Source organism: Pseudomonas sp. GW821-FHT02H09, from assembly GCF_059421425.1.
This window is the reverse complement of sequence record NZ_JBWKVA010000002.1, coordinates 1-26,767: the sequence shown is the minus strand read 5'-3', so window position 1 is coordinate 26,767 and position 26,767 is coordinate 1. Positions and strand designations below refer to the sequence as shown.

At 58.1% G+C, this 26,767-nt stretch carries 24 protein-coding genes and 1 pseudogene; 17 read left to right on the top strand and 8 right to left on the bottom strand.

The window, feature by feature from the left end:
* Nucleotides 1-24 precede the first annotated feature (24 nt).
* Together AC07VR_RS02505 and AC07VR_RS02500 are read right to left on the bottom strand one after the other, a co-directional pair.
* The gene (locus AC07VR_RS02505; RefSeq protein ID WP_494990788.1) at nucleotides 25-777 is read right to left on the bottom strand and encodes a carbonic anhydrase; all 753 of its coding nucleotides are present in this window, start codon (nucleotides 775-777) and stop codon (nucleotides 25-27) included.
* Nucleotides 778-1,021: 244 nt separating this feature from the next.
* Entirely contained in the window at nucleotides 1,022-2,398 is a 1,377-nt protein-coding gene (locus AC07VR_RS02500; RefSeq protein ID WP_495010387.1) for a glutamine synthetase family protein, read from the bottom strand.
* A 278-nt stretch (nucleotides 2,399-2,676) separates the two neighbouring features.
* Between AC07VR_RS02500 and AC07VR_RS02495 the strand changes: the two genes are divergently transcribed.
* The 8 genes from AC07VR_RS02495 to AC07VR_RS02460 all read left to right on the top strand — a co-directional run bounded on the left by AC07VR_RS02495 (nucleotide 2,677) and on the right by AC07VR_RS02460 (nucleotide 11,862).
* Entirely contained in the window at nucleotides 2,677-3,468 is a 792-nt protein-coding gene (locus AC07VR_RS02495) for a gamma-glutamyl-gamma-aminobutyrate hydrolase family protein (protein ID WP_494990786.1), read from the top strand.
* 36 nt (nucleotides 3,469-3,504) lie between these two features.
* Nucleotides 3,505-4,863 carry a glutamine synthetase family protein gene (locus AC07VR_RS02490; protein ID WP_494990785.1) on the top strand — a complete coding sequence of 453 codons (1,359 nt, stop codon included), beginning with the start codon at nucleotides 3,505-3,507 and terminating at the stop codon, nucleotides 4,861-4,863.
* 55 nt (nucleotides 4,864-4,918) lie between these two features.
* Entirely contained in the window at nucleotides 4,919-6,283 is a 1,365-nt protein-coding gene (locus tag AC07VR_RS02485; RefSeq protein ID WP_494990784.1) for an aspartate aminotransferase family protein, read from the top strand.
* A 169-nt stretch (nucleotides 6,284-6,452) separates the two neighbouring features.
* The gene (locus AC07VR_RS02480; RefSeq protein ID WP_494990783.1) at nucleotides 6,453-7,562 is read left to right on the top strand and encodes a polyamine ABC transporter substrate-binding protein; all 1,110 of its coding nucleotides are present in this window, start codon (nucleotides 6,453-6,455) and stop codon (nucleotides 7,560-7,562) included.
* A gap of 187 nt (nucleotides 7,563-7,749) precedes the next feature.
* Complete coding sequence (locus AC07VR_RS02475) at nucleotides 7,750-8,844, top strand: polyamine ABC transporter substrate-binding protein (protein WP_495010386.1); 1,095 nt, start codon at nucleotides 7,750-7,752, stop codon at nucleotides 8,842-8,844.
* 71 nt (nucleotides 8,845-8,915) lie between these two features.
* Entirely contained in the window at nucleotides 8,916-10,058 is a 1,143-nt protein-coding gene (locus AC07VR_RS02470; RefSeq protein ID WP_494990781.1) for an ABC transporter ATP-binding protein, read from the top strand.
* Nucleotides 10,055-10,975, top strand: a complete 921-nt coding sequence (locus tag AC07VR_RS02465; protein ID WP_494990780.1) for an ABC transporter permease subunit — start codon at nucleotides 10,055-10,057, stop codon at nucleotides 10,973-10,975. Before AC07VR_RS02470 ends, AC07VR_RS02465 begins: the two co-directional genes overlap by 4 nt.
* A complete protein-coding gene (locus tag AC07VR_RS02460) occupies nucleotides 10,972-11,862 on the top strand; it encodes an ABC transporter permease subunit (protein WP_494990779.1) in 891 nt (296 codons plus the stop codon). Before AC07VR_RS02465 ends, AC07VR_RS02460 begins: the two co-directional genes overlap by 4 nt.
* A gap of 184 nt (nucleotides 11,863-12,046) precedes the next feature.
* Here AC07VR_RS02460 and AC07VR_RS02455 read toward each other — a convergent pair whose 3' ends face one another.
* The gene (locus tag AC07VR_RS02455) at nucleotides 12,047-12,703 is read right to left on the bottom strand and encodes an HD domain-containing protein (protein ID WP_494990778.1); all 657 of its coding nucleotides are present in this window, start codon (nucleotides 12,701-12,703) and stop codon (nucleotides 12,047-12,049) included.
* 200 nt (nucleotides 12,704-12,903) lie between these two features.
* Between AC07VR_RS02455 and AC07VR_RS02450 the strand changes: the two genes are divergently transcribed.
* Complete coding sequence (locus tag AC07VR_RS02450; RefSeq protein ID WP_495010385.1) at nucleotides 12,904-13,869, top strand: GlxA family transcriptional regulator; 966 nt, start codon at nucleotides 12,904-12,906, stop codon at nucleotides 13,867-13,869.
* Between the two features lie 52 nt (nucleotides 13,870-13,921).
* A pseudogene (locus AC07VR_RS02445) lies at nucleotides 13,922-14,119 on the top strand (helix-turn-helix domain-containing protein); the annotation flags it as partial.
* 29 nt (nucleotides 14,120-14,148) lie between these two features.
* Here the strand turns inward: AC07VR_RS02445 and AC07VR_RS02440 are convergent.
* Both AC07VR_RS02440 and AC07VR_RS02435 read right to left on the bottom strand, forming a co-directional pair.
* Nucleotides 14,149-16,560 carry a penicillin acylase family protein gene (locus AC07VR_RS02440; RefSeq protein ID WP_495010384.1) on the bottom strand — a complete coding sequence of 804 codons (2,412 nt, stop codon included), beginning with the start codon at nucleotides 16,558-16,560 and terminating at the stop codon, nucleotides 14,149-14,151.
* Nucleotides 16,561-16,664: 104 nt separating this feature from the next.
* The gene (locus AC07VR_RS02435) at nucleotides 16,665-17,246 is read right to left on the bottom strand and encodes a DUF6436 domain-containing protein (RefSeq protein ID WP_494990775.1); all 582 of its coding nucleotides are present in this window, start codon (nucleotides 17,244-17,246) and stop codon (nucleotides 16,665-16,667) included.
* A 109-nt stretch (nucleotides 17,247-17,355) separates the two neighbouring features.
* Here AC07VR_RS02435 and bipL point away from each other — a divergent pair, with 109 nt between their 5' ends.
* Nucleotides 17,356-18,309: a phospholipase BipL gene (gene bipL, locus AC07VR_RS02430; RefSeq protein WP_495010383.1), complete on the top strand. Its 954-nt coding sequence runs from the start codon at nucleotides 17,356-17,358 to the stop codon at nucleotides 18,307-18,309.
* A 128-nt stretch (nucleotides 18,310-18,437) separates the two neighbouring features.
* Here the strand turns inward: bipL and AC07VR_RS02425 are convergent, their stop codons facing one another.
* A complete protein-coding gene (locus AC07VR_RS02425) occupies nucleotides 18,438-19,190 on the bottom strand; it encodes a DUF2059 domain-containing protein (RefSeq protein ID WP_495010382.1) in 753 nt (250 codons plus the stop codon).
* A 108-nt stretch (nucleotides 19,191-19,298) separates the two neighbouring features.
* On the opposite strand from AC07VR_RS02425, the gene AC07VR_RS02420 reads away from it, so the two are divergent.
* Nucleotides 19,299-19,931 (top strand): 2OG-Fe(II) oxygenase, encoded by a 633-nt coding sequence (locus AC07VR_RS02420; RefSeq protein WP_495010565.1) that lies wholly within the window; start codon nucleotides 19,299-19,301, stop codon nucleotides 19,929-19,931.
* A 2-nt stretch (nucleotides 19,932-19,933) separates the two neighbouring features.
* A complete protein-coding gene (locus tag AC07VR_RS02415; protein WP_495010381.1) occupies nucleotides 19,934-20,419 on the top strand; it encodes a 2-thiouracil desulfurase family protein in 486 nt (161 codons plus the stop codon).
* Between the two features lie 187 nt (nucleotides 20,420-20,606).
* On the opposite strand, the gene AC07VR_RS02410 is transcribed toward AC07VR_RS02415, so the two are convergent.
* Nucleotides 20,607-21,380: a transporter substrate-binding domain-containing protein gene (locus AC07VR_RS02410; RefSeq protein ID WP_495010380.1), complete on the bottom strand. Its 774-nt coding sequence runs from the start codon at nucleotides 21,378-21,380 to the stop codon at nucleotides 20,607-20,609.
* A gap of 134 nt (nucleotides 21,381-21,514) precedes the next feature.
* On the opposite strand from AC07VR_RS02410, the gene AC07VR_RS02405 reads away from it, so the two are divergent.
* Nucleotides 21,515-21,955, top strand: coding sequence for a DUF4399 domain-containing protein (locus tag AC07VR_RS02405; RefSeq protein WP_494990770.1), 441 nt, complete (start codon nucleotides 21,515-21,517; stop codon nucleotides 21,953-21,955).
* A gap of 61 nt (nucleotides 21,956-22,016) precedes the next feature.
* On the opposite strand, the gene serA is transcribed toward AC07VR_RS02405, so the two are convergent.
* The gene (serA, locus tag AC07VR_RS02400; RefSeq protein ID WP_494990769.1) at nucleotides 22,017-23,246 is read right to left on the bottom strand and encodes a phosphoglycerate dehydrogenase; all 1,230 of its coding nucleotides are present in this window, start codon (nucleotides 23,244-23,246) and stop codon (nucleotides 22,017-22,019) included.
* A 203-nt stretch (nucleotides 23,247-23,449) separates the two neighbouring features.
* Here serA and AC07VR_RS02395 point away from each other — a divergent pair, with 203 nt between their 5' ends.
* The 3 genes from AC07VR_RS02395 (at nucleotide 23,450) to AC07VR_RS02385 (ending at nucleotide 26,667) form a co-directional block, all read left to right on the top strand.
* Nucleotides 23,450-24,844, top strand: a complete 1,395-nt coding sequence (locus tag AC07VR_RS02395) for an FAD-binding oxidoreductase (protein WP_494990768.1) — start codon at nucleotides 23,450-23,452, stop codon at nucleotides 24,842-24,844.
* A gap of 70 nt (nucleotides 24,845-24,914) precedes the next feature.
* Nucleotides 24,915-25,580, top strand: a complete 666-nt coding sequence (locus AC07VR_RS02390) for a fumarylacetoacetate hydrolase family protein (protein ID WP_495010379.1) — start codon at nucleotides 24,915-24,917, stop codon at nucleotides 25,578-25,580.
* 169 nt (nucleotides 25,581-25,749) lie between these two features.
* A complete protein-coding gene (locus AC07VR_RS02385; RefSeq protein ID WP_495010378.1) occupies nucleotides 25,750-26,667 on the top strand; it encodes an SdiA-regulated domain-containing protein in 918 nt (305 codons plus the stop codon).
* The last annotated feature ends 100 nt before the right edge of the window (nucleotides 26,668-26,767 follow it).

The window sequence follows — 26,767 nt, the reverse complement described above, 5'->3', positions numbered from 1 at the left end:
CCCCTGGAGCGTACTCGCTATGGGCTAGCCACCCATTTGCACGGTCCGGCCGTTCAAGGGTTGAACGGGTCGCGCATTCATTGGGTAAAGCTCCCGAAACGCATCCAACTGGGTTCGGGACAACGCAACGGGAGTCGTCAGGACATGCCAGCGCACATTTTCGCTGCAAGGCGGAGTGGTCAAGGAGCCCATGTAGGCATAGTAATCACGTTTTTCGGGTAGCAAGTCTGCAATGCTCTGATTGTCCAGGGTCTTCGTTGCGCCTACTACGTCTGGCATTGCTGCAAGGATGGGCGCCAGGGCCGGGTTATGCGCACCCTCCTCGAAAAGAATGGCAACGACGGCGAGTTCGCCTGATTGATTGCGGTGAACCAGGTGCGCGACCATGGGAAAGGCACGGCCCTGTATTTTTTCTTCACTGGGACTGTGGAAGTGGAACTGTACTAATGAGTAGTTACCGGAGGCCAGTGTGATCCCGCCCGCATTCGATGGCGTGACCTGAACGGTGTGTCCATTGTTCAAAACCGCTATCGGACTGGATCGATAATCAAAAACCAGCGGTGCCAGATCTGCTTTGGCAGCATCGCGAATATCAATGGGCGATTGCACTTTTCCGAGCTTGCAGAGTTTGTAATCGGGTCGCAGCTCGCCCCAATTATCCGGGCCTGAAGGGTTGGCGTAGCTCCATTGGGGATGCTGCTGGGACTGAGCCCATGCGGCAGAGCATAAGCTGATCCCGACAAGAGAAAAGGCCGCGCCAAGAATGTGGGTTTTCATGATTGATACTCTCGAGGGGGGACGTAAAGGCAGGCTGGCGGATGATTCCTTCCGGGTTTCATCCAGACGGTAAATCCGGCGGCCTGCATTCTGGGTTTGATACGAGAGTTTTTATGTAGGTTTATGTCCTGTTCTCTTGCAGGAATAGACCTACGACTTGTGTCCTACAATCCTGCCAATAATTGCAGCCCAAAAAAAACGCCGCAGGCTTTTCGGCCGGCGGCGTTTTTTTTACTACGATCGCTTACACGGTATGCAGGTACCAGTTGTACTCGAGGTCGGAGATCGAGTGTTCGAACTCCTCCAGCTCGCTCTCTTTACAGGCGACGAAGATATCGATGTATTTCGGGTCGATATAACGGGCCATGACTTCGCTGTCGTCCAGCTCGCGCAACGCGTCGCGCAGGTTGTTCGGCAGGCTCTGCTCGTTTTGCTCGTAGCTGTTGCCTTCGACCGGAGCGCCAGGTTCGATCTTGTTGGTCAGACCGTGGTGCACACCCGCCAGAACCGAAGCCATCAACAGATACGGGTTAGCGTCGGCGCCGGCAACGCGGTGCTCCAGACGTACCGCATCGGCCGAGCCTGTCGGTACGCGCAAGGCTACCGTACGGTTATCCAGGCCCCAGCACGGCGAGTTCGGCACGTAGAACTGTGCGCCGAAACGACGGTACGAGTTGACGTTCGGGCAGAGGAACGCCATTTGCGCCGGTAGGGTCTCGAGCACACCGCCGATCGCGTGACGCAGTGCGGCGTTCTGCTCGGGATCCTCACTGGCAAAGATGTTCTTGCCTTCTTTATCAAGGATCGAGATGTGTACGTGCAGACCATTACCTGCCTGGCCCGGGTAAGGCTTGGCCATGAAGGTAGTGTCCATCTCATGGTCGTAGGCGATGTTCTTGATCAGACGTTTGAGCAGTACCGCGTAATCGCACGCTTTGATCGGGTCGGCAACGTGGTGCAGGTTCACTTCGAACTGCGCCGGAGCACTTTCCTTGACAATGGCGTCGGCAGGGATGCCTTGCTCTTTGGCACCTTCCAGAATGTCCTGGAGGCAGTCGACGTATTCGTCCAGGTCGTCGATCAGGTAGACCTGGGTCGAGTGCGGACGTTTGCCGGAAATCGGCGAGCGTGGAGGTTGTGGCCGGCCATTCACGTTCTCCTGGTCGATCAGGTAGAACTCAAGTTCGAATGCGGCGCAGATGGTCAGACCCAGTTCATCGAACTTGGTCACGACTTGACGCAGGACTTCGCGTGGGTCGGCGAAGAAAGGTTCACCTTCAAGTTCGTGCATGGTCATTAACAGTTGCGCGGTAGGGCGCTTCTGCCAGGGTTCATTGCACAGGGTATCGGGGATTGGATAGCAGATTCGGTCAGCATCACCGATATCCAGACCCAGACCGGTGCTTTCCACCGTCGAGCCATTGATATCCAGGGCAAATAGAGAGGCCGGCAGGTTGATGCCTTTCTCGTAAACCTTGTGGAGACTGGTGCGTTCAATGCGCTTGCCGCGCACCACACCATTCATATCCGCAATCAGAAGGTCAACGTACAGAACCTCAGGATGTTCCTTAAGGAACGCGTTCGCTTCGTTAAGCTGAACGGCACGCGGGGGTACCGACATGATGCAACACCTTTGTTGTTAAAAATATCAATCATTGATCTTTTCAGATTCCAGTCAACCCGAACGGCATGCCGAAGTCAAGCGAGGCCTTTTTTGCCCTCAAAAAGCGCTTGAGGAGCAGTTTTGGAGCAATTTAGGGCGTTTTTTTGTCTTCGGCGTCTGTGGCGACCGCAGGCTTGAGCGGGCCGTGTTGTATTTTTTACGGGGGTGTTGTGTAAAAAAATGAACAAGGCTAAGCTCGATTTAAACCCATAACAGCAATAATACCGGGGTGCTTCATGTCTCGCCTGCCGTTAATCGGCGTCACCGCCTGCTCCAGGCAGATCGGTTTGCATGCTTATCACATTAGTGGCGATAAGTACGTCCGTGCAGTCGCAGTCGCTGCCAAGGGCTTGCCGTTGATACTTCCATCCCTGGCGGAATTGCTCGATCCGACCGATATTCTTGACGGTCTGGACGGCATCCTCCTGACCGGCTCTCCTTCCAACGTTGAACCTATTCACTATAGCGGACCTGCCAGCGCACCGGGGACTGCTCATGATCCTGAACGCGATCGCACCACCCTCCCGTTGATTCGTGCCGCTGTTGCGGCGGGTGTTCCGGTGCTCGGGATTTGTCGCGGCTTCCAGGAGATGAACGTGGCGTTCGGCGGCAGTCTGCATCAGAAGGTTCATGAGGTTGGCACATTCATGGACCATCGTGAGGACGACAACGAGCCGCTTGAAATGCAATACGCGCCCAGCCATCCGATGCACATTGAACCGGGCGGTGTACTGGCGGGCCTGGGCCTGCCGAGCGAAATTACCGTCAACTCGATTCATGGTCAGGGCGTTGATCGTCTGGCGCCGGGCCTTCGCGTCGAGGCCAGGGCGCCGGATGGTTTGATCGAAGCGCTATCTGTTGAAAGGGGCGGGGTCAGGGGAGGCAAGGCTTTTGCTTTAGGTGTGCAATGGCACCCTGAATGGCAAGTGAGCTCCAATCCCCATTACCTTGCCATCTTCCAGGCATTTGGTGATGCCTGCCGGACGCGGGCAATTCAACGCGACGCGGATGCGTCAACTAACGCCTGACTTATAAAAGTCAGGAAACTCAGCCCAGAGGCATTTATGAGTAACAACCTCGACCAGCTCACCGATTGGTTGAAAGACCATAAGATCACAGAAGTCGAATGCATGATTGGCGACCTTACCGGGATTACTCGCGGCAAGATCTCGCCGACCAACAAGTTCATCGCCGAGAAAGGCATGCGCCTGCCCGAGAGTGTGCTGTTGCAAACAGTGACGGGCGACTATGTCGAAGACGACATCTATTACGAACTCCTCGATCCGGCAGACATCGACATGATCTGCCGTCCCGATCAGAACGCGGTATTTCTCGTGCCATGGGCCATCGAGCCTACGGCCCAAGTGATTCATGACACCTACGACAAGCAAGGCAACCCGATCGAGTTGTCGCCGCGCAACGTGCTCAAGAAGGTGCTCAAGCTCTACTCCGATAGAGGCTGGCAGCCGATCGTGGCGCCAGAAATGGAGTTCTACCTGACCAAGCGCTGTGAAGACCCGGACTTCCCGTTGCAGCCGCCAATTGGCCGCTCCGGTCGCCCGGAAACCGGTCGCCAGTCCTTCTCTATAGAAGCAGCCAACGAATTCGACCCGTTGTTCGAAGACGTCTACGACTGGTGCGAACTGCAGGAACTGGATCTCGACACATTGATCCACGAAGACGGCACGGCGCAGATGGAAATCAACTTCCGTCACGGCGATGCCCTGTCCCTGGCCGACCAGATTCTGGTGTTCAAGCGGACCATGCGTGAAGCGGCGCTCAAGCACGACGTTGCCGCGACCTTCATGGCCAAGCCGATGACCGGTGAGCCGGGCAGTGCCATGCACTTGCACCAGAGCATCATCGACATCGAGACAGGTAAAAACGTCTTCTCTAATGAAGATGGTTCGATGAGCGAGCTGTTCTTGCACCACATCGGCGGCTTGCAGAAGTTCATCCCCGAGTTGTTGCCGCTGTTCGCGCCGAACGTCAATTCGTTCCGCCGCTTCCTGCCAGACACCTCGGCACCGGTTAACGTGGAGTGGGGCGAAGAGAACCGAACCGTCGGCTTGCGCGTGCCGGATGCCGGTCCGCAGAACCGCCGGGTGGAAAACCGCCTGCCGGGGGCTGATGCCAACCCGTACCTGGCAATCGCAGCGAGCCTGCTGTGCGGTTTTATCGGCATGGTCGAGGCCATCAACCCAAGTGCGCCAGTGGTCGGGCGTGGTTATGAGCGACGCAATTTGCGTCTGCCATTGACCATCGAAGATGCGCTCGAGCGCATGGAGCACAGCACCACCATCGAGAAGTACCTGGGCAAGAAATTCATTACTGGCTACGTCGCGGTCAAGCGGGCCGAGCATGAAAACTTCAAGCGCGTGATCAGTTCGTGGGAGCGGGAATTCCTGCTCTTCGCCGTCTGATGCGCCGGGTGCGGTCGAGAAAGGCCGCACTCTAACCTGAACTTAGGAGACTCGTATGACCAGCAAGAACCCGCAAACCCGTGAATGGCAAATCCTGAGCAATGATCACCACCTGGCCCCCTTCAGCGACTTCAAACAGCTGAAAGAGAAGGGCCCGCGGATCATCACTAATGCCAAAGGGGTTTACCTCTGGGACAGCGAAGGCAACAAGATCCTCGACGGCATGGCCGGCCTCTGGTGCGTGGCCATCGGTTACGGCCGCGATGAACTAGCCGATGTCGCCAGCAAACAGATGCGCGAGCTTCCTTATTACAACCTGTTCTTCCAGACCGCTCACCCGCCGGTGCTGGAATTGGCCAAGGCCATCGCCGACATCGCGCCTGAAGGCATGAATCATGTGTTTTTCACCGGTTCCGGCTCCGAAGGCAACGACACCATGCTGCGTATGGTCCGCCACTACTGGGCGATCAAAGGTCAGCCGAACAAGAAAGTCATCATCAGCCGCATCAACGGCTACCACGGTTCGACCGTGGCTGGCGCGAGCCTGGGCGGCATGACGTATATGCACGAACAGGGCGACTTGCCGATCCCCGGGATTGTGCACATCCCGCAGCCGTACTGGTTTGGCGAAGGCGGCGACATGAGCCCCGAAGAGTTCGGTATCTGGGCGGCCGATCAGCTTGAGAAAAAGATTCTCGAGCTGGGCGTCGACAATGTCGGTGCTTTCATTGCCGAGCCGATCCAGGGCGCGGGAGGCGTGATTGTGCCGCCAGAAAGCTACTGGCCGCGCATCAAGGAAATCCTCGCCAAGTACGACATTCTGTTCGTCGCCGATGAAGTGATTTGTGGTTTCGGCCGTACCGGTGAGTGGTTCGGTACCGATTTCTACGACCTCAAGCCGGACATGATGACCATCGCCAAGGGCCTGACCTCCGGTTACATCCCTATGGGTGGCCTGATCGTGCGTGACGAAGTGGTCGAGGTGCTCAACGAAGGTGGCGATTTCAACCACGGTTTCACCTACTCAGGGCACCCGGTAGCGGCGGCGGTCGCACTGGAAAACATCCGCATCCTGCGCGACGAGAAAATTATCGAGCGCGTTCATGCCGAAACGGCACCTTATTTGCAAAAGCGTCTACGGGAACTGAACGATCACCCGCTGGTAGGGGAAGTTCGTGGTGTCGGTCTGTTGGGGGCCATTGAGTTGGTTCAGGACAAGGCCACCCGTGCGCGGTATGTCGGGAAGGGTGTTGGCATGATTTGCCGGCAATTCTGCTTCGACAACGGGCTGATCATGCGCGCCGTGGGCGACACCATGATCATTGCTCCGCCACTGGTGATCAGCCTTGCCGAAATCGACGAGCTGGTTGCCAAGGCACGCAAGTGTCTGGACCTGACCTTGAGTGCATTGCAAGGCTAAGTGCTAGGCTCTGAGCGGGGTGCCAAGTTTGGTACTCCGCTCGGTGTAAACAAAGGATGGGTCTTTCCTTGAAAGCCCGTGTTGGATCTTGCCAGACTACCCACTGTTCCAGTTGCCCGGGAATCGGCCACTGAACATGTGATCAAAAAGAATAATTGGAGCATTACGCATGAAGGCATCAGGTTTAAATAAAGCCGGCAAGACCCTCCTCGCCTTGTCTCTGATGGGTGTGATAGCTGGCGCAGCCCAGGCCGATAACAAGGTGCTGCACGTGTACAACTGGTCCGATTACATCGCACCGGACACCATCGCGAACTTCGAGAAAGAGTCCGGAATCAAGGTGGTGTATGACGTTTTTGACAGCAACGAAACCCTGGAAGCCAAGTTGCTGGCAGGCAAGTCCGGTTATGACATTGTCGTACCGTCTAACAACTTCCTGGCCAAGCAGATCAAGGCCGGCGTTTACCAGGAGTTGGACAAGTCCAAACTGTCCAACTACAAGAATCTCAACCCGTCACTGCTCAAAGCGGTTTCCGTCAGCGACCCGGATAACAAACACGCGTTCCCTTACATGTGGGGTTCGATCGGTATCGGTTACAACCCCGAGAAGGTCAAAGCCGCGCTGGGCGTCGACAAGATCGACTCCTGGGATGTCGTGCTCAAGCCGGAGAACATCGCCAAACTCAAGGGCTGCGGCGTGAGCTTCCTCGATTCGCCGACCGAAATGCTGCCGGTTGCCCTGCATTACCTGGGGCTGCCGACCGACAGCCAGAAAAAGGAAGATGTGAAGAAAGCTGAAGATCTGTTCCTGAAGATCCGTCCTTCGATCACCTATTTCCACTCCTCCAAGTACATCTCCGACCTGGCCAACGGCAACATTTGCGTAGCCGTCGGTTATTCGGGTGACGTCCAACAGGCCAAATCCCGCGCCGCCGAAGCCGGTGACAAGGTGAAAATCAGCTACGCCATTCCGAAAGAAGGTGCCGGCAGCTTCTACGACATGGTCGCTATCCCTAAAGATGCGGAGAACGTCGAGGGTGCCTACAAGTTCATGAACTACCTGTTGCAGCCGAAAGTGATGGCTGAAATCACCAACAGCGTACGTTTCCCTAACGGTAATGCTGAAGCAACTCAGTACGTGAACAAAGAAATCACCTCGGATCCGGGCATCTACCCGCCAGCCGACGTGCAGGCCAAGCTTTATGCGATCGCCGATTTGCCAGCCGCTACCCAGCGTGAGCTGACCCGCAGCTGGACCAAGATCAAATCCGGTAAATAAGCCGGTTTGAGGCAACAGGCTGTTGCCGTCGTCAACGCAAAGACGGCAACAGCAATAATTAAATGTCAGAAAGTTTTGCTGGAAAGGTTTATCGAGGGTAAGTTGCGCGCCGGTTTTGTTGCCAGGCAGCCATGGCTGTCACGTAACGCTGGGCAACTTGGGCCCAACTATTTTAGAGGACCTCCACTTGCCTATTTCTTTGTTTCGCAACGCCATGCTGATCGGCGCCGGCCTGACGCTCGCCGTCAGTGTTCAAGCTGCGCCTACCGTGCATGTTTATAACTGGTCGGACTACATCGGGCAGACCACCCTGGCAGATTTCGATAAAGCCACTGGCATCAAGCCGGTGTACGACGTGTTCGATTCCAATGAAACTCTGGAAGGCAAGTTGCTGGCCGGGCACACCGGTTATGACGTGGTCGTGCCGTCCAACCACTTCCTGGGCAAGCAGATCAAGGCCGGGGCATTCCAGAAGCTCGACAAGTCGCAGTTGCCGAATTACGCCAACCTCGATCCGTTGCTGCTCAAGCGTCTGGAGAAAAACGATCCGGGTAACCAGTACGCCGTGCCTTACCTGTGGGGCACCAACGGTATTGGTTACAACGTAGAGAAAGTCAAAGCGGCACTGGGCGTCGACAAGATCGACTCGTGGGCCATGCTGTTCGAGCCGGAGAACATCAAGAAGCTGTCTGGCTGCGGTGTCGCCTTCCTCGACTCGGCGGATGAAATGCTCCCCGCCATGCTGAATTACATGGGCCTGTCGCCTAACAGCCAGAACCCTGAAGACTACAAAAAGGCTGAAGCCAAACTGTTGGCGGTGCGGCCTTACGTGACGTATTTCAACTCATCCAAGTACATCTCCGATCTGGCCAACGGCGAGATCTGTGTCGCGGCCGGTTTCTCCGGCGATGTATTCCAGTCCAAGGCGCGTGCCGCTGAAGCTGGCAAAGGTATCGACATTGCCTACGTGATCCCCAAAGAAGGCGGCAACCTGTGGTTCGACATGTTGGCGATTCCTCGGGATGCGGGCAACGTCAAAGAGGCTCATGCCTTCATCAACTATTTGCTCAAGCCTGAAGTGATCGCTCAGGTCAGTGATGCCGTTGGTTATGCCAACCCGAACCCTGAAGCGGGTGAGCTGATGAATCAGGCAGTACGTACAGACGAGGCGGTTTATCCGTCGCAAGCCATCGTCGACAAGCTTTACGTCAACGCTGAGTTGCCACCCAGGATTCAACGTTTGATGACCCGCAGCTGGACCAAGGTCAAGTCGGGTAAGTAGTGACAAAGGCTCAGACTATCCAAGGTTTGCCTGTATTGGGTGAACTGCAAATTTTGTTGGGAGTTTCGTAAATGGCTGTTGCCTCCGGCGCCTATAAGAAAGCCCTCGAGGGCGACCAATTACCTAAACAGGTGTTGGTCAAAATCGACCGGGTCACGAAGAAGTTCGACGAGACGATTGCGGTGGACGATGTGTCCCTGGAAATCAAGAAAGGCGAAATTTTCGCTTTGCTCGGCGGCTCGGGATCGGGCAAATCCACCCTGCTGCGGATGCTGGCAGGTTTCGAGCGGCCAACGGAGGGGCGCATTTTTCTCGATGGTGTGGATATCACCGACATGCCGCCGTACGAGCGGCCGATCAACATGATGTTTCAGTCCTATGCCTTGTTCCCGCACATGACAGTGGCGCAGAACATCGCCTTCGGTCTCAAGCAGGACAAGATTCCGACGGCTGAAGTCGACGCCCGCGTGGCCGAAATGCTCAAGCTGGTACAGATGAGCCAGTATGCCAAGCGCAAGCCGCATCAGCTGTCCGGTGGCCAGCGTCAGCGAGTGGCGTTGGCGCGCTCTCTGGCCAAGCGGCCGAAGCTGTTGCTGCTCGATGAACCGATGGGTGCGCTGGACAAGAAGCTACGCTCGCAAATGCAACTGGAACTGGTAGAGATCATCGAGCGGGTCGGCGTGACCTGCATAATGGTGACCCACGACCAGGAAGAAGCCATGACCATGGCTGAACGCATTGCGATCATGCACCTGGGCTGGATCGCCCAGATCGGCAGCCCGATCGACATCTACGAAACCCCGACCAGCCGTCTGGTCTGCGAATTCATCGGTAACGTCAATATTTTCGAAGGTGAGGTGGTGGACGACGCCGAGGGCCATGCACTCATTACCTGCAAGGACCTGGATCGCAATATTTACGTGGGTCACGGCGTCAGCACCTCGGTTCAGGACAAGTCCATCACTTACGCGATTCGCCCGGAGAAACTGCTGGTCACCTCCGAGATGCCGACCTGCGAATACAACTGGTCGAGCGGCAAAGTGCATGACATCGCCTACCTGGGTGGTCACTCGGTGTTCTACGTCGAATTGCCAAACGGAAAACTGGTCCAGTCGTTCGTGGCCAACGCCGAACGCCGTGGCGCACGGCCGACCTGGGGTGACCAGGTCTACGTCTGGTGGGAAGACGACAGTGGCGTGGTACTGCGCTCATGAACATGAAAAGACTCAAGCGCCAGCTACAACGAATAACCCCCGGTGGCCGTCAATTGGTCATCGGGATACCGTTCCTCTGGCTGTTCATGTTCTTCATGTTGCCGTTCTTCATCGTCATGAAGATCAGCTTCGCAGAGGCCGACGTGGCCATTCCGCCGTACACCGAGATCTACAGCTACGTCGAACACAAGGTGCAACTGCTGCTCAACCTCGGTAACTACGCGCTGCTGGGCGACGATGAGTTGTACATCGCCGCGTACCTCGGCTCGCTGAAGATGGCATTTTTCAGCACCATCCTCTGCCTGCTGATCGGTTATCCGATGGCCTATGCCATCGCCAGCGCCCGCAAGGAAATGCAGACCGTGCTGATCCTGCTGATCATGATGCCGACCTGGACGGCGATTCTGATCCGCGTTTACGCGTGGATGGGCATCCTCAGCAACAACGGCCTGCTCAATGGTTTCCTGATGTCGATGGGCTGGATCAACGAGCCGCTGCAGATCCTCAACACTAACCTGGCGGTCTATATCGGCGTGGTTTATTCCTACCTGCCGTTCATGATCCTGCCGCTCTATGCCAACCTGGTGAAGCACGACAACAGTCTGCTGGAGGCCGCGTCGGACCTGGGCTCGAGCACCTTCAACAGTTTCTGGAAAATCACCGTGCCGCTGTCGAAAAACGGCATCATCGCCGGCTGCATGCTGGTGTTCATCCCGGTGGTGGGTGAATTCGTGATCCCGGAACTGCTCGGTGGGCCGGAAACCCTGATGATCGGTAAAGTGCTCTGGCAGGAGTTCTTCAACAACCGTGACTGGCCGGTGGCGTCCGCCCTGGCCGTGGTGATGCTGGCGATCCTGATTGTGCCGATCATCCTCTTCAACCGTAGTCAGGCTAAAGAAATGGAGGGCAAAGAATGAAGCGCTTCGGTTTTTCAAGCCTGATGCTGATATTGGGGCTGGTGTTCATCTACGCGCCGATGCTGATTCTGGTGATCTACTCGTTCAACGCCTCCAAGCTGGTGACCGTGTGGGGCGGATGGTCGGTGAAGTGGTATGTCGGCCTGCTGGACAACACCCAGCTGATGGGCTCGGTGGTGCGCTCGCTGGAAATCGCCTGCTACACCGCCATTGCGGCGGTGGTGCTGGGTACCCTGGCGGCCTTCGTGCTGACCCGCGTGACCCGCTTCAAGGGACGCACGCTGTTCGGTGGCCTGGTGACCGCGCCCCTGGTGATGCCCGAAGTGATCACCGGTCTGTCGCTGTTGCTGCTGTTCGTGGCTATGGCGCAGATGATCGGCTGGCCGCAAGAGCGTGGCCTTGTCACCATCTGGATCGCTCACACGACGTTCTGTGCGGCCTATGTGGCGGTGGTGGTCTCGGCACGCTTGCGTGAGCTGGACCTGTCCATCGAAGAAGCGGCCATGGACCTTGGTGCGCGGCCGTGGAAGGTGTTCTTCCTGATCACCATCCCGATGATCGCGCCATCGCTGGGGGCAGGCGGCATGATGTCCTTCGCCCTGTCGCTGGACGACCTGGTGCTGGCCAGCTTCGTGTCGGGTCCGGGTTCGACGACCTTGCCGATGGAAGTCTTCTCGGCAGTGCGTCTGGGCGTGAAACCCGAGATCAACGCCGTGGCCAGTCTGATTCTGCTGGTGGTGTCGCTGGTGACCTTCCTGGTCTGGTTCTTCAGCCGCCGCGCTGAAGAAATCCGCAAACGTGCCATTCAGCTAGCGATCGATGAAAGCGCTGCCGATTCGTGGAAACAACCGGACATACGCCGCGCCCAGACGCCGGAAGCGGCTTAAGCCTCAAAAGCTTCGCGGGCAGCCCCGCTCTTAGAGGATTTTCGGTTGACCACAGATATGTGGTCAGCCCGGATCCACTGTAGGAGCGAGCTTGCTCGCGATGCACCGGGGTCGTATTCGACCAACTCGGTTCGACTGTAAATCGAGGTGATGCTATCGCGAGCAAGCTCGCTCCTACAGTGGGTCACGCTACCCAGGGCGATTTGCGGATGACTTCGACGAAGTTCATCGGTTTGAACCCCGGGTCCTGATCCACTAACACATCAGTCTTCACATTCCCGAAGGTAGTCTGTGGGCGATGACGCAAGCCATCGGCAAATGCGCAGATGATGCACTCTTTGAACCCTTCACCTCGTGGATGTGCATGCACCACGGCCTCACGTTGCTCGGTGGAAAACGCTGTGTAATCCATCCCCAGCACATCCATTTCCACCCCGGCGGTCACCAGCGCCACGGTCGGACGCAGATGTTTGGGCACACCCGGAGTCGTATGCAGGGCTATGGACAGCCAGACTTGCTCGATATCGTCATCGCTCAGCCCGTAAGGCTTGAGAAAGGCTTTGGCCGCATTCGCGCCATCCACTTCGAAGCGTTCGTCATCGCTGCGATGGCCTTCCACCAGACCCAGATCATGGAACATCGCGCCAACGTACAACAGCTCCGGGTCGTAGGCCAGTTGCTGACGCTCACCGCTCAAGGCGCCAAACAGAAACACTCGGCGCGAGTGGTGATACAGCAAATCTGATTCCAGATCGCGGATGTATTGCGTCGTCGCCTTGGCAAGGGCGCTGTCGGGGATTTTGATACCGGCGATAGTGCTGCTGAGGGGGGTGGTGCTCATGGAAGTTGCCTTGTGAGGAACGCCTGGCGGCGCTGATGAATCCAGTCTGTTCCCGCGTCCTGGGACGAACAATCGACATGAAGCTGCGATCCCGGCCAATCAGCGCGCATATCGTGCCAACTCGCTTCTTGGCCGGTGTTTCGCTAGGGTTGGTCGGCTGCCCCCACGATTCCTGAAAGCCATAGAAGGTGATTCATCCCATGAGCAGAAACGTTGCCATCGTGATTTTTTCCGGGGTTCAGTCCCTGGATGTCACGGGGCCCATGGATGTGTTTTCCGAAGCCAACCGCTTTCTTGCGCCCGAAGACCACTACCGGTTGGAGGTGATTGGCGTGGAGCGCGGCGTGATGCCCTGTTCAAATGGTTTGGCGCTGCAGGCTCATCGACATTTCAGCGAAGCGCTGCAGGCCTATGACTTGCTGCTGGTCGCTGGCGGTCCACAGTTGCCGTATCAGGATTTCGGTGCGCGGTTTCATACTTGGCTGCGCGAAGCGAGTGTTCGTGCGAATCGCTTCGGCTCGATCTGTAATGGCGCGTTCATGCTTGCCCGCGCAGGATTGCTCGACGGGAGAACCGTCACCACCCACTGGAACGATGCCGTTGCGCTAGCGACGCTGTGCCCATTGACTCAAGTCGAGGCCGATCGGCTCTACGTGCAGGACGGTCAGCTCTACACATCGGCGGGAGTGACGGCAGGGATCGATTTGTCGTTGTACCTGCTGGCCAGGGACTACGGCCCGGAACTCGCGTTGAGCGTGGCTAAGCGATTGGTGGTGTTCACTCAGCGCTCAGGCGGGCAATCGCAGTTCAGCCCGTTCCTGACGCCCCATGCCGAGGCGAGCTCGCCGGTGGCGTTGGTCCAGCACTACGTGTTGGCCAATCTGACTGGGGGCTTGACCATTGCCGACCTGGCCAAAGCTGCCAACATGAGCGCGCGCAATTTCTCCCGGGTGTTTGCCAGGGACGCAAAAATCACCCCGGCAGAATTCGTCGAGCGGGCGAGGGTGGACGCGGCACGAGTGATGCTGGAAAGCGGAAGCGCACCGCTCAAAACCGTTGCTTACCAATGCGGGTTTCGCGATGCGCAGCACATGCGCAGTGTTTTCAACCGCAGGCTTGGAGTGACGCCGCAGCAGTTTCGAGTGAATTTTTCGGCGATGGTTTGAGATTGTCGAGCGTTCTCGATTGTGGCGAGGGAACTCGCTCCTGTTCGGTTCGGTCCGCGTGGCCGGCGTATCACCGTGGGTGCTGCTGACGCAGGCACGGATGGAGCTGGCCTTTAATCTGCTGAGCCAGTCACGTTTGGGCCTGAGTGATATCGCCGCCCAGTCGGGTTACCAATCCCGGGCGGCATTCAGCAAGAAGTTCAAAGAGACCTATGGCGAAGCGCCTGGGCGGTTGCGTAAGGAGATTTAGATCTCGACCGAATACCTGGATTTCCCCAACTACTGAGCCACCCGAGCCGGCAACAGCTTCAAGGTACTGCGGGTATTGGCCGTCACCTCCTCGTCGTTGAAATACGCCTGCTGGTATATCCCTTCGATATACGCCTCGGCCTGGTCGTCATAGTGCTTGTCGAACAGTACGCCGCTTTGCCCCACCGGGTTGATGGTCAGGCTGTGTGCCGGGTCGGCGAAGTCGATGATGCGTCGGGTCGAGGGTCCGTAGGTCACCGGCCACGGCGCAGGGCCGATCCTGGCCGAGAGGTTGTTCGGCACTTCGTGAGTGCCGGGGGCTTCGAACGGGCCGACGTTGAAGATTTGATCCAGCGGCTTTTGCATGCCTAGCGGATGTCCGTGAGTCAGGGTGTGGGCCGTGCCCCACTGCCATTGCGCCGGGTCTTCGCCGAGGGTGGCTTTGAGATGGGCAATGCTGGCCTGCCATGCAGCTTTGACGATGTCGGCGCGGGTTTCCTTGCCGATGGTGTTGCGGTTGTCCCACCACGGCGAATCGGGCGACGCCGCCAGACGCGGCAACGCGGCATCGATTACCCGGGTGGAGAGCAATGTGTCAAAGAACCCATCGCCGAGTTCATCGTGGAACACGGCGTCGGTCAGGTTGAATAGAAACTGGTTGAACAGCGTGGCGCTGGTGGAGTTCAGCGGGTAGTCGCCTTTCCATTGCGCCAGTTGCGCCACCAGTTTGAGTTCCGTGGAGTCTTTCACCACCTCACGCAGCACTGGCAACAGCGGAGCCAACAGGCGAGGGCCATAGCCGGTGGTGGTGCCCAGTTGCAGCTTCTGGCTGTTATCTAGGTCCCATTTGACGTTCGCATCGCTTAGCTGCTTGTTCAGCTGCTGGCCGCGATCCGCCAGGTTGTAATAGCCGGGGATTTCCATTCCGGTTGGCGAGAGTGGCTGGAAGTTGGCCGAAACGATGTAACCGCGCGCCGGGTTCTCCTCCTGAGGGTTGGCGCTGAATGGATAGAAACCATCCTTGTCTGCCTGATTGGTGCTGCCGTCGAGGATAAAAAGCGGTTTGACCCCGGCCGGGCGTTTGGGCAGTTGCGCTGCGGCCCACCAACCGATATCGCCCTTGGCATTGGCCCACACCAGATTCAAGCCAGGAGCGTGCACCTTGGCTGCGGCGTTGCGGGCCTTGGCCAGGGTGTCCGCGCGGTTGAGCTGGTAGAAACCTTCGAGAATCGGGTTTTGGGTTTCGAGGAACCCCCACCACATGGCAATCGGCGCCTTGCCGGCGCCAGCGCCGAGCACATCATTGATGATCGGCCCGTGGGGCGATTGGCGCAGAACCAGCGTGACCGGCGCCTGGCCCTTCACTGCGATCTGCTGCTGCGTGCTGACCAGCTCCACCCATTTGTCGCGGTACCAGACCTGATTAGGGTTATCCGGGTTGACCTTCTCGGCGATCAGATCGAGATCGTCGTTCTGGAACATGGTCAGGCTCCAGCCGAAGTCGAGGTTGTGGCCGAGGAAGGCGAAGGGCACCAGTGCCTGGTGATGACCGTACAGCTCAAAACCCGGCATCGACAATTGTGCTTCGTACCACACCGAAGGCACGGAGAAGCGAATGTGCGGATCGCCGGCCAGCAGCGGTTTGCCGCTCTTGGTCCGGTTACCGGAAACCACCCAGGCGTTGCTCCCTTCGAACTGCGGCAGGCCGTTGTCGGCCAGCGCCTCTTCGCTCAGTCGGGCGATCGCGTTAAGGTCTTTCCAGTCAATGGCGACGAGGGCCGGCGAGGTACGCGCCGGGCCTTTGGCCAACACGCCTTTAGGCTGCCAGTCGAGATCGAAGATTTTCAGGTAATTGCTACCCAGTTCATCGCGTATATAGGTCAGCAGGGGCTCGGTGCGAAAGGCTGCAGCAAAGCTATAGGCCATGTAACCGGCGACACTGATGGTGTCTTCAGCGGTGAACGCGCGTTTGTGGATGCCCAGTACGTCGAACTCCATCGGTTGGGCGTGGGTGTTCTGATATTGGTTGATCCCGTCCAGATAGGCTTGCAGGGCTTTCCAGGTCGGTGATTGGCGGTCAAGGCTGGCCGCGTAAGTCTCGGAGCGCTCGCGAATGCGCAGGCTGCGGAACAGTTTGTCGGTATCGATCAGCTTGGGACCGAGCACTTCGGCGAGCTCGCCTCGAGCCAGGCGGCGCATGATTTCCATCTGGAACAACCGGTCTTGAGCGTGCACATAACCGAGGGCGCGATAGAGGTCGGCTTCGTTCCCGGCGCGAATATGCGGTACACCGCGTTCGTCATAACGCACCGTGACCGAGTCTTGCAGACCCTCCAGCTCCACCATTCCCTGGCGCGATGGTTGTTTGCTGTACACGTACCAGCCCCCACCGACGGCGAGTGCGACGATCAGGATGGCAAGTAAGGACAGACTGCGTTTCATTGAAACTCCTGGTTCTTTTTCGGGTTGCCGTCACTGACGCTCGCAAACAATTAGCACAGGCCTTCGGTGCTGTGCAGCGTTGTCCTTGAAAAGTCAGGAATGCCTTAGTTAGTCAGGCTACCGGGCCACGGACAATAACAGCCCACCGCCAGGGTGTGAGTGGCGCTGACCGGGCGTCCGTTACTGAGCGCCTGTAGCATCGGCTCGATAAAGCTGTTGTTGGAATTACAGGTCAACCCTTCGCTGTAGGGCCCGAAATACGCAAGTTTGCCATTGCGATCCCAGATCGCTACGGCCGGGCTTGCCGGTATCTGCCCGGAGCCGGGCAGGACCGACAGGGTTTTCAGGTTGCTCAGGGTGCCAGGCAACTGGCCGTGGCTACCAGGCTTTTGCACCGAATAGAACTCCACGCCTTGTGGCGCGTAATGCTCGATCAGTTCGGCCAGGTGCTGCTGGTTGCCGACGTTGCACGGGCAGGCCGGGTCCCAGAAGTGCACCAGACGGATCGATCCAGGGCCGGCAAGTTCCGGAGGCAGGCTCAGAGGGTCGCCGGAAAACACCGCGGCGTGTTCGTTGAATGCACGCAGGTAACGTCCCTGAAACCAGTCATAAGCGGCCCACAACACGCCGGCACACACAAGGGCGAGCAGGCTGGCAAGCAGTGTCGTGCGGTAGGGCAGACGCATACGGATCAATCCTCGAAGGTCACGTAGCTTGCCATGCTTGCCGCGACAGATGAATATCGCAGGGCCATAAAGTCTGTTTCGCGCTCCGCGCTTTACCTGGAAATTCGTCATGCCTGCCACCTTCAACCCCGATCATCTGCGTGCCAGCCTGCGGCCCTTGGCCGAGGCGCAGCCGCTGTCGGAGGAGGCGCAGGCCTATCAGCATTTTTATGGGCTGGATTTCCCGCAGCGCAGCAGGCCAGTCAAATGCGGTCTCGGCAGTTTCAACGTCGGTGGCTATCAGTTGGTCAGTCAGGTCTGGTGGCCACTACGGGCGGTGGCGACGATGTTCGTGTTCCACGGTTTCTACGATCACATGGGCCTTTATCGGCACGTGATCGACTGGGCGCTGGATCAGGGGTTCGTGGTGATTGCCTGTGATTTGCCGGGGCATGGACTGTCCAGCGGTGAGCGCGCCAACATCAAGGATTTCGCCGAGTATCAGGCGGCGCTGCAAGGGTTGTTCGATGAGGCACGCTCTCTGGACCTGCCGCAACCGTGGCACCTGTGCGGGCAGAGTACGGGCGGCGCGATTGTGATCGACCATGTGCTGAACGAAGGCGCAGACAGCCCGGCGCAAGGGCAGGTGGTGCTGCTTTCGCCGCTGGTTCGGCCGCGCTCCTGGGGCTGGTCGCACTTGAGTTATTACCTGATGAAGCCTTTCGTCAAAGGCATCGCCCGGCGTTTCAGCGAGAACACCAATGACCCGGCGTTCTTGCCCTTCCTGCAAGCCGATCCGCTACAACCGCTGCGCTTGCCGACCGCCTGGGTCGGGGCACTGGCGCGCTGGATCAAGCGTATCGAAGCGGCACCGCGCAGCAGTCGTCGGCCACTGATCATCCAGGGGCAAGCGGACATGACGGTGGATTGGGAACACAACCTTGAAGTGCTGGGGGGCAAATTCGACCGGCCACAGGTGTTGAAACTGCCCGAGGCCCGCCATCATCTGGCGAATGAAACCCAGGCGTTGCGCCAGGAGTATTTCGGGTTTTTGACCAAGCGAATGAAGGGGAGAAATCTCTAGCGACCGTTATGCCGCCATCGCGAGCAGGCTCGCTCCCACATTGGTTTGATGTCGTTCACAGATCCAGTGTGGGAGCGAGCTTGCTCCGGGCGGCGTTCCGACGATGGCGATCTTCCAGGCACCGAAGCTTACTGGCTAAGGCTCGAGGTGCTTTGCCCCACCGCCAATCCCGCCCGAATCGCCGCCAACGCCGCCTGGTAATAAGCCTTGCCTTCAGAGGACTCGGCAAACGTGGCGAATTCTTCCAGTTCCGGATCAGACAGGTCGCGGTAGACGTAGAGCAAGGTGTTGTTCAGGTCGTTACCGATTTGCTCCATCAGCCGCTGGCGCTGACCGTTCAACATCCCTTGCGCCTGACCACCACCGAGCAGGCCGGGAATCATCTGGCTCAGGCTGTCGGCGGCAACCCCGGCGATCGCCAGACTGACTTCGGCACCGGCCTCGCGGGCAGGCAGTGCTTGCGCCAAATGGCCGATGATCAATTGACGGGTGTCGCTGGCCTGGATCTTCGGCAAGCCCTGGGCATTTTTTGCCAGCTGATCGCGGCGGGTCGCCTGCAGTTCAGCGGCGACAATCTTGCGCCCCAGCGGTGACTGGAAAAATGCCAGAGCAGGTTTCGGGTCGGCGAGTTTCTGCCGCAACTGCGCCTGGGCTCGATGATCCATCGCCTGTGGCGCAAAGCGCTGATTGCTGTTGTTAACCAGCGCCTGGAACACCGCAGGCGGCAGGCTGTTTTTGTAGCGTTGCTGGGCGGCGGTGAGGGCGTCATTAAAATGCGCGCGTTGTTCTGGCCAACCGGCGACCTTGTACAACTGGTCGAGGCCGTCTGCCCAAGCGGGCAAAATGCAGAGCATTAGCAGGGGAAAAAGCAAGCGACGCATAAGGGCTCCTGTCAGCAGGCCACTATTCTCCGTGTGAGGTCTCGTCTTGTCGAGAATTCGTATCAGTGCGCTCTGCGGCTCTGTCGGATTTACAGGCGTATGGATACTATGCTCGGCATGCAAATACCCTCCGATCATCCGCTGCTGTTACGTATCGTCGACGACCTGGCTGCACGCGGCTGGTCGCAGCAAAATATTTTCCTGCCCGAGGGGCTGACCCTGGAACTGGCAGATGAGTGTCGCAAACGCGCCGCCGAGGGCGGATTGGCTCCGGCCGCAGTGGGCCGGGGCTCCTTCCAGGAAATTCGCGAGGGTATTCGAGGTGACCATATTCAGTGGCTCGAACCCGGCCAGGTTGAGTCTTGCGACAGCTACCTGGGGTTGATGGAGAGCCTTCGGGTCGCCATGAACCGTGGGTTGTTCCTGGGGCTGGAAGATTTCGAAAGCCATTTCGCGCTGTACCCGCCGGGTGCGTTTTACCTCAAGCATGTCGACCGCTTTCGCGATGATGACCGGCGCATGGTGTCCGCCGTGATTTATCTCAATCAGGCCTGGTTGCCCGAGCATGGCGGACAGCTGCGGATGTATCTGGGCGAGGGGGTTGAATATGACGTGGTGCCCACGGGTGGTTGCCTGGTGGTATTCCTCTCCGGCGAAGTACCCCATGAAGTCCTGCCCGCCACTCGAGATCGCCTGTCGTTGACGGGGTGGTTTCGTCGTCGCGGCAATGAGCCGTTTTGATCATGCAAAAAATTCTGGTGAGCCGCTGTCTGCTGGGACACCGTGTGCGTTACGACGGCGGGGCTGGCGGGCCGTTCGATCAATTGGCGAGCTGGATGGCCGAAGGTCGGGTGGTGGCGCTGTGCCCGGAAGTGGCCGGTGGTTTACCGACGCCGCGGCCTGCAGCCGAGATTCTCGGTGGGCAAGGTGTCGAAGTGCTGGATGGCAGCGCGCGGGTGCTGACCGCTGAGGGAGAGGACGTCAGTGCCGAGTTTCTATCCGGTGCGCGACAGGCCCTGGCGTTGGTCGAACAATACGGCATCCGGATTGCGGTGCTCAAGGCCAACAGCCCGTCCTGCGGCAACCTGCAGACCTATGACGGCACTTTCAGTGGGGTCAAAGTCAGCGGGGAAGGTGTTACCGCGGCGTTGTTGAAACGCAATGGGGTCCAGGTTTTCAGTGAGCTGGAGTTGCCGGAAGCGTTGGCGGCGTTGGCGGCACTGGACTGAACTTGCCTGGATTTACAAAACTACGCAGATCTAGTGTGGGAAGGGCCGGGCGACGTTCGCTTGCTCGCGATAGCGGACTGGCAGTCGACATCACTTTTGAATGTGATGGCCTTATCGCGAGCAAGCGAACGTCGCCCGGCCCTTCCCACATTAGATCTTCGGTGTAACAAATTCCTCATTCCAACTATCAAGGCTTCGGTGGCTTGCTCGCATCCGTTCCAAACCATTTTTCCGAGAGTGCCATCAACCGACCATCGGCTTTGATGCGTTGCAGCGCGTTGTCGATACTGGCCTGAAACGCCGGATTGCCTTTCTGAAACGGGATCACCAGGCTCAACGTCGGGCCAGCATTGGCGCCTTCCTGAGCGGGCAAGTGGCTGTCACGAACGGCGTAAGGGACCGGCAAGCGGTCACTGATGGCCGCATCGATTTGCTTGTCCGCTACGTCTTTGAGCTGTTGCTGCGTATTGGGGGTGCTGCGCAGATCGATGCCTTCGACCGTGCGAGTCGGCTCGGCGAATTGGCTGCTTTGCGCCACCCCCAGCGCCCGACCGTTGAGTGCTTGCAGTGTGCCCAGCGGTCGGGGCTCTTCCTGACGCACGATCAACTGCGCATTGGAATAACTATAGGGTTCACTGAAGTCGAAGCGCCCCTTGAGTTCGGGGGTCACTGCTATGTGGTTGATGGCCACATCGTACTTGCCGCTCTCGACGCCTTGTAGCAAGTCAGCCGAGTCCGTGATGACGAAGTCCGTGCGCACGTCCAGCTCACTGGCGAGCATTTGGCCCAACTCGACCTCGAAGCCGGTGAGTTTGCCGTCATCCTTGAAGTTAAACGGTGGTGTGTTGGCTTGCAGGGCGATGCGCAGCTCGCCACGGTCGTTTACATCGTCGATCAATTCGGCTTGAGCGTAAGTGCTCACAAGGGGCAGTAAAAGTAACAGGCCAGGCAAAAAACGCATGGTCACTCCTTTGAATTCTAATGTGCTGTACGCGGGTTCTGGCGCGCTTTGCTATGGTGATGAGTGCCTTCGACAACGAATTACGACGAAGTTGTCTTAACCGTACAGATTTCGCAGAAAAACTGGAGAACAGAATGAAAACGTTTATGTCTCGTGCTGCTTTGGCCAGCCTGTTGCTGGGTGCTTCGATGCTGGCGAGCGCTGCGGATAGTATCGCGCGCACTCCGGCTCCCAAGGGCGCGACGGTGAGCATCGTCTCTCCGGCGGACGGCGCCACGGTGGGTGAGAGCTTCAAGGTCAGATTTGGCGTCGAGGGCGTGGCGCTGGCGCCAGCGGGTGACCCGACCAAAAACACCGGTCACCACCATCTGCTGATCGACGTCGACAAGCTGCCGGCCGAAACTGCGCCGATCCCGAAGGACGCTAACCACATGCACTTCGGCATGGCGCAAACCGAAACTGACATCAAACTGGCCCCGGGCAAGCACACCTTGCAGATGGAGCTGGGCGACAAGAATCACGTGCCGTTCGATCCGCCGATTCTCTCGAAGAAAATCACCGTCACTGTGAAATAAGCGTATCGCAGGCATAAAAAAGGAGACCCGAGGGTCTCCTTTTTTCGTTGGTGCTCCAGGCTTAGAACAACACGCGGCAACGGATGGTGCCTTTGATGTGTTGCAGCTTCTCTTGCGCCAGGTCCGAGTACTCGGCGTCGACGTCGATGACGACGTAGCCGACTTTCTCGTTGGTCTGCAGGAACTGACCGGAGATGTTGATACCGTTTTCGGCGAAGACCTTGTTGATCTCGCTCATCACACCCGGAATGTTCTCGTGGATGTGCAGCAAACGGTGTTTGCCAGGGTGAGCCGGCAGCGCCACTTCCGGGAAGTTGACCGAGGACACCGACGTACCGTTGTCGCTGTACTTGACCAGCTTCTCAGCCACTTCCAGGCCAATGTTGGCTTGCGCTTCAGCGGTGGAGCCGCCGATGTGCGGGGTCAGGATCACGTTGTCCAGGCCGCGCAGCGGGCTTTCGAACTCTTCGTCGTTGGAGCGAGGCTCCACCGGGAATACGTCGATAGCCGCGCCGATCAGGTGCTTGTCCTTGATCGCGTCCGCCAGGGCTTGCAGCTCGACCACGGTGCCGCGAGCAGCGTTGATCAGAATGCCGCCTTTTTTGATCGCGCGAATTTCTTTCTCGCCGATCATCCACTGGGTGGAAGCAGTTTCCGGAACGTGCAGGGTGACGATGTCGGACATGCCCAGCAGCTCGGTCAGGCTGGCGACCTGAGTCGCGTTGCCCAGTGGCAGCTTGGTGATGGTGTCGTAGAAATACACCTGCATGCCCAGGCCTTCAGCCAGGACCGACAGCTGGGTGCCAATCGAGCCATAACCGACGATGCCCAGCTTTTTGCCGCGGATTTCGAAGGAGTTGGCCGCGCTTTTGATCCAGCCGCCACGGTGGCAGGAAGCGTTTTTCTCAGGAATACCGCGCAGCAACAGGATCGCTTCAGCCAGCACCAGCTCAGCCACCGAGCGGGTGTTGGAATACGGTGCGTTGAAGACCGCGATACCGCGTTCGCGAGCAGCGTTCAGGTCGACCTGGTTGGTGCCGATGCAGAAGCAGCCAACAGCGACCAGTTTCTTCGCGTGATCGAAAATCTCTTCGGTCAGTTGAGTACGGGAGCGAATGCCGATGAAGTGAGCATCAGCGATCTTTTCCTTGAGCTGGGCTTCCGGCAGAGAACCTGTGAGGTACTCAATGCTGGTGTACCCGGCGGCCTTGAGGACGTCGACAGCCGATTGGTGGACGCCTTCGAGAAGAAGGAACTTGATCTTGCTCTTATCGAGGGAAGTCTTGCTCATCTGCGTAAACCTGTGTCCCGGAGAAAAATGGCAGGGAAGTGGACAGCCTGAGCTGACCTGGGCGGCATTATAGCCGTCACCGCAGAACGCCTTGGGCACTATCCTGCGGGGGCGGTATGCTAGCATATGCGCCCCGCTAAACACTCATTCCTGCGACGTGAAGCGTTCTCAGGATGACCATGAATTGTTCGAGAGTTCTGCCGATGACCAATCCTGCCCTGATTGATGAGCTGAAGACCCTGGTTGAGCCTGGCAAGGTGCTGACCGATGCCGACTCCCTGAATGCTTACGGCAAGGATTGGACCAAGCATTTCGCCCCGGCACCGACGGCCATCGTGTTCCCGAAAACCACTGAGCAAGTCCAGGCCATCGTGCGCTGGGCCAATCAGCACAAAATCGCGCTGGTGCCTTCCGGCGGGCGTACCGGGCTTTCTGCTGCTGCGGTAGCGGCCAATGGCGAAGTGGTGGTGTCGTTCGACTATATGAACCAGGTGCTGGAATTCAACAGCACCGACCGCACCGTGGTCTGCCAGCCGGGCGTGGTCACCGAGCAGTTGCAGAACCTGGCCGAAGAAAAAGGCCTGTACTACCCAGTGGATTTCGCTTCGGCCGGTTCCAGTCAGATTGGCGGCAATATCGGCACCAATGCCGGCGGGATCAAGGTGATTCGCTACGGCATGACCCGTAACTGGGTCGCCGGCATGAAAGTCGTGACCGGCAAGGGCGACCTGCTGGAGCTGAACCGCGACCTGATCAAGAACGCCACCGGCTACGACATGCGTCAGTTGTTCATTGGCGCTGAAGGGACCCTCGGTTTCGTGGTTGAAGCCACCATGCGTCTGGATCGTGCGCCGAAAAACCTCACCGCAATGGTCCTCGGCACTACCGATTTCGACTCGATCATGCCGGTGCTGCACGCATTCCAGAGCAAGCTCGATCTGACTGCCTTCGAGTTCTTCTCCGACAAGGCTCTGGCCAAAGTCCTGGCGCGCGGCGACGTGCCGGCGCCGTTCGAATCCGATTGCCCGTTCTACGCGCTGCTGGAATTCGAAGCGACCACCGAAGAAGTGGCCAACCACGCCCTGGAAACCTTCGAGCATTGCGTCGAAGAGGGCTGGGTGCTCGACGGCGTGATGAGCCAGAGCGAGTCGCAGTTGCAGAACCTCTGGAAGCTGCGCGAATACATCTCCGAAACCATTTCCCACTGGACGCCGTACAAGAACGACATTTCGGTCACTGTGTCGAAAGTCCCGGCTTTCTTGAAGGAAATTGATGCAATCGTCGGTGAACACTACCCGGACTTCGAAATCGTCTGGTTCGGCCATATCGGTGATGGCAACCTGCACTTGAACATCCTGAAGCCTGAAAACCTGAGCAAGGACGAGTTTTTCACCAAGTGCGCGACCGTCAACAAGTGGGTGTTCGAAACCGTCGAGAAGTACAACGGCTCGATTTCCGCCGAACATGGCGTCGGCATGACCAAGCGCGACTACCTGACCTACAGCCGCTCGCCGGTTGAGATCGAATACATGAAAGCGGTCAAAGCGGTGTTCGACCCGAACGGCATCATGAATCCGGGCAAGATTTTCGCCCTGTGACTTTCCAGGGCCGGGACTTTCTGTCTTTGAAACAGCAGTACCAGATGAATCAATGAAGCAGGAGTCGGTAATGAGCTATCAGCACCAGTATGTCGACGGTACTCGTATTCACTTTCCGGTCGGGAAAGTGGTGTGCATTGGCCGTAACTACGCCGAACACGCCAAGGAACTGGACAACCCGGTGCCTACCGAGCCGTTGCTGTTCATCAAGCCGGGCAGTTGCATAGTCGAGCTGGAAGGCGGCTTTGCGATTCCCACCGAACGTGGCTCGGTGCACTACGAGGCCGAAATTGCCGTGTTGATCGGCAAACCACTGTCGACCAGGCCGAGCCGCGAAGAAGTACTCGACGCGATTTCCGGTTTTGCCCCGGCGCTGGACCTGACCCTGCGCGACAAGCAGGCGGAACTGAAAGCCAAAGGTCTGCCGTGGGAAGTCGCCAAATCCTTCGACGGCGCTTGCGTGCTGGCTCCGTTCGTCGTCAGCAGCACCTTTGCTGACCTGACCGACATCGGTATTCGCCTGAACATCAATGGCGAAGTCCGTCAGGACGGCAACAGTCGCGACATGCTCAACCCGATCGTGCCGATGATCCAGTACATGGCCGGCTGCTTCTCGCTGCAAGCCGGTGACGTGATCCTGACCGGCACCCCGGTTGGCGTCGGCCCGCTGAATGTCGGTGATGAATTGGTGCTGGAATTGCCAGGCGTCAGTAGCTTCAACAGTAGCGTTCGCTGAAGTCTGAGCCTGGGTGCAAAAAGATCGCAGGCGATAGCTTCTACGGCTTTGCGTACGCCTGATAACTCATGGGTGTACGCGGTAGGTGCAGGCGCCGCCTGCGGTCATTAAGTTTGAATTCATGCAGTCGTGGTATTTCATCCGCCCGTCCTGTTTTTGAGCTTGCCGAATGCGCCGACTTGCCCGTCCCCAACCGTTCTTCCTGCTTGTGAGTCTTGTCGCTCTGGTGCTGCTGGTACTGGCCGGGCAGCACTATCGACTGTTCGAGCGCGCCTGGTTCAACGTGCAGACGTGGTGGCAGCCTGCGGACGCCCGGTCCATTGGTCTGGCGGATTACCGGGTATCGCTTGAGGCCAGGGTCATCGAGGGGCTGGATGCCGACGTCTCTGCGCTGACCTATGACCCGGTGCGTAAAAGCCTGTTTACGGTCACCAACAAAAATGCTGAGTTGATTGAACTGTCCCTCGATGGTCGGATCCTTCGACGTGTGACATTGATCGGGTTTGGCGATCCGGAAGCTGTCGAGTTCATTAACGCCGACACCTATGTGGTTGCCGATGAGCACGGGCAGCGACTGATCAAAATTCATCTGGAAGACAACACGGTGTTCCTCGATGCGGCAGATGCCGAGCAGATGACCCTCGGCGTGCACACCAGCGGCAACAAAGGCTTTGAGGGGTTGGCATACGACTCGGTGGGCAAGCGGCTGTTCGTCGCAAGGGAGCGCGACCCGATGCTGATCTATGAGATTCAGGGTTTTCCTCATTACAACCCTGAAAAGTCGTACGCGGTGCATGTGGTGAACAATCCCAAGCGTGACGCCGGGTTGTTTGTCCGCGATCTGTCCAGTCTGCAATACGACAAGCTCAGCGGGCATTTGCTGGCGCTGTCAGATGAGTCGAGGCTGGTGCTGGAGCTGGATGTCGACGGACGGCCGTTGAGCACGATGTCACTGAGCAGGGGGCATCAGGGGCTGCAAAAGACCGTGCCGCAAGCGGAAGGGATCGCCATGGATGACGAGGGTACGATGTACCTGGTCAGTGAGCCCAATCTGTTTTACGTCTTCAAGAAGCCGCCGCAACCCTGATAAACACCGCAGAGCCATGTAGGAGCAGCCGGTCGACGCTCGATTGCTCGCGATAGCAGTCTGTCAGTCGACATCTCTGTCGCCTGTGACGGCCTCATCG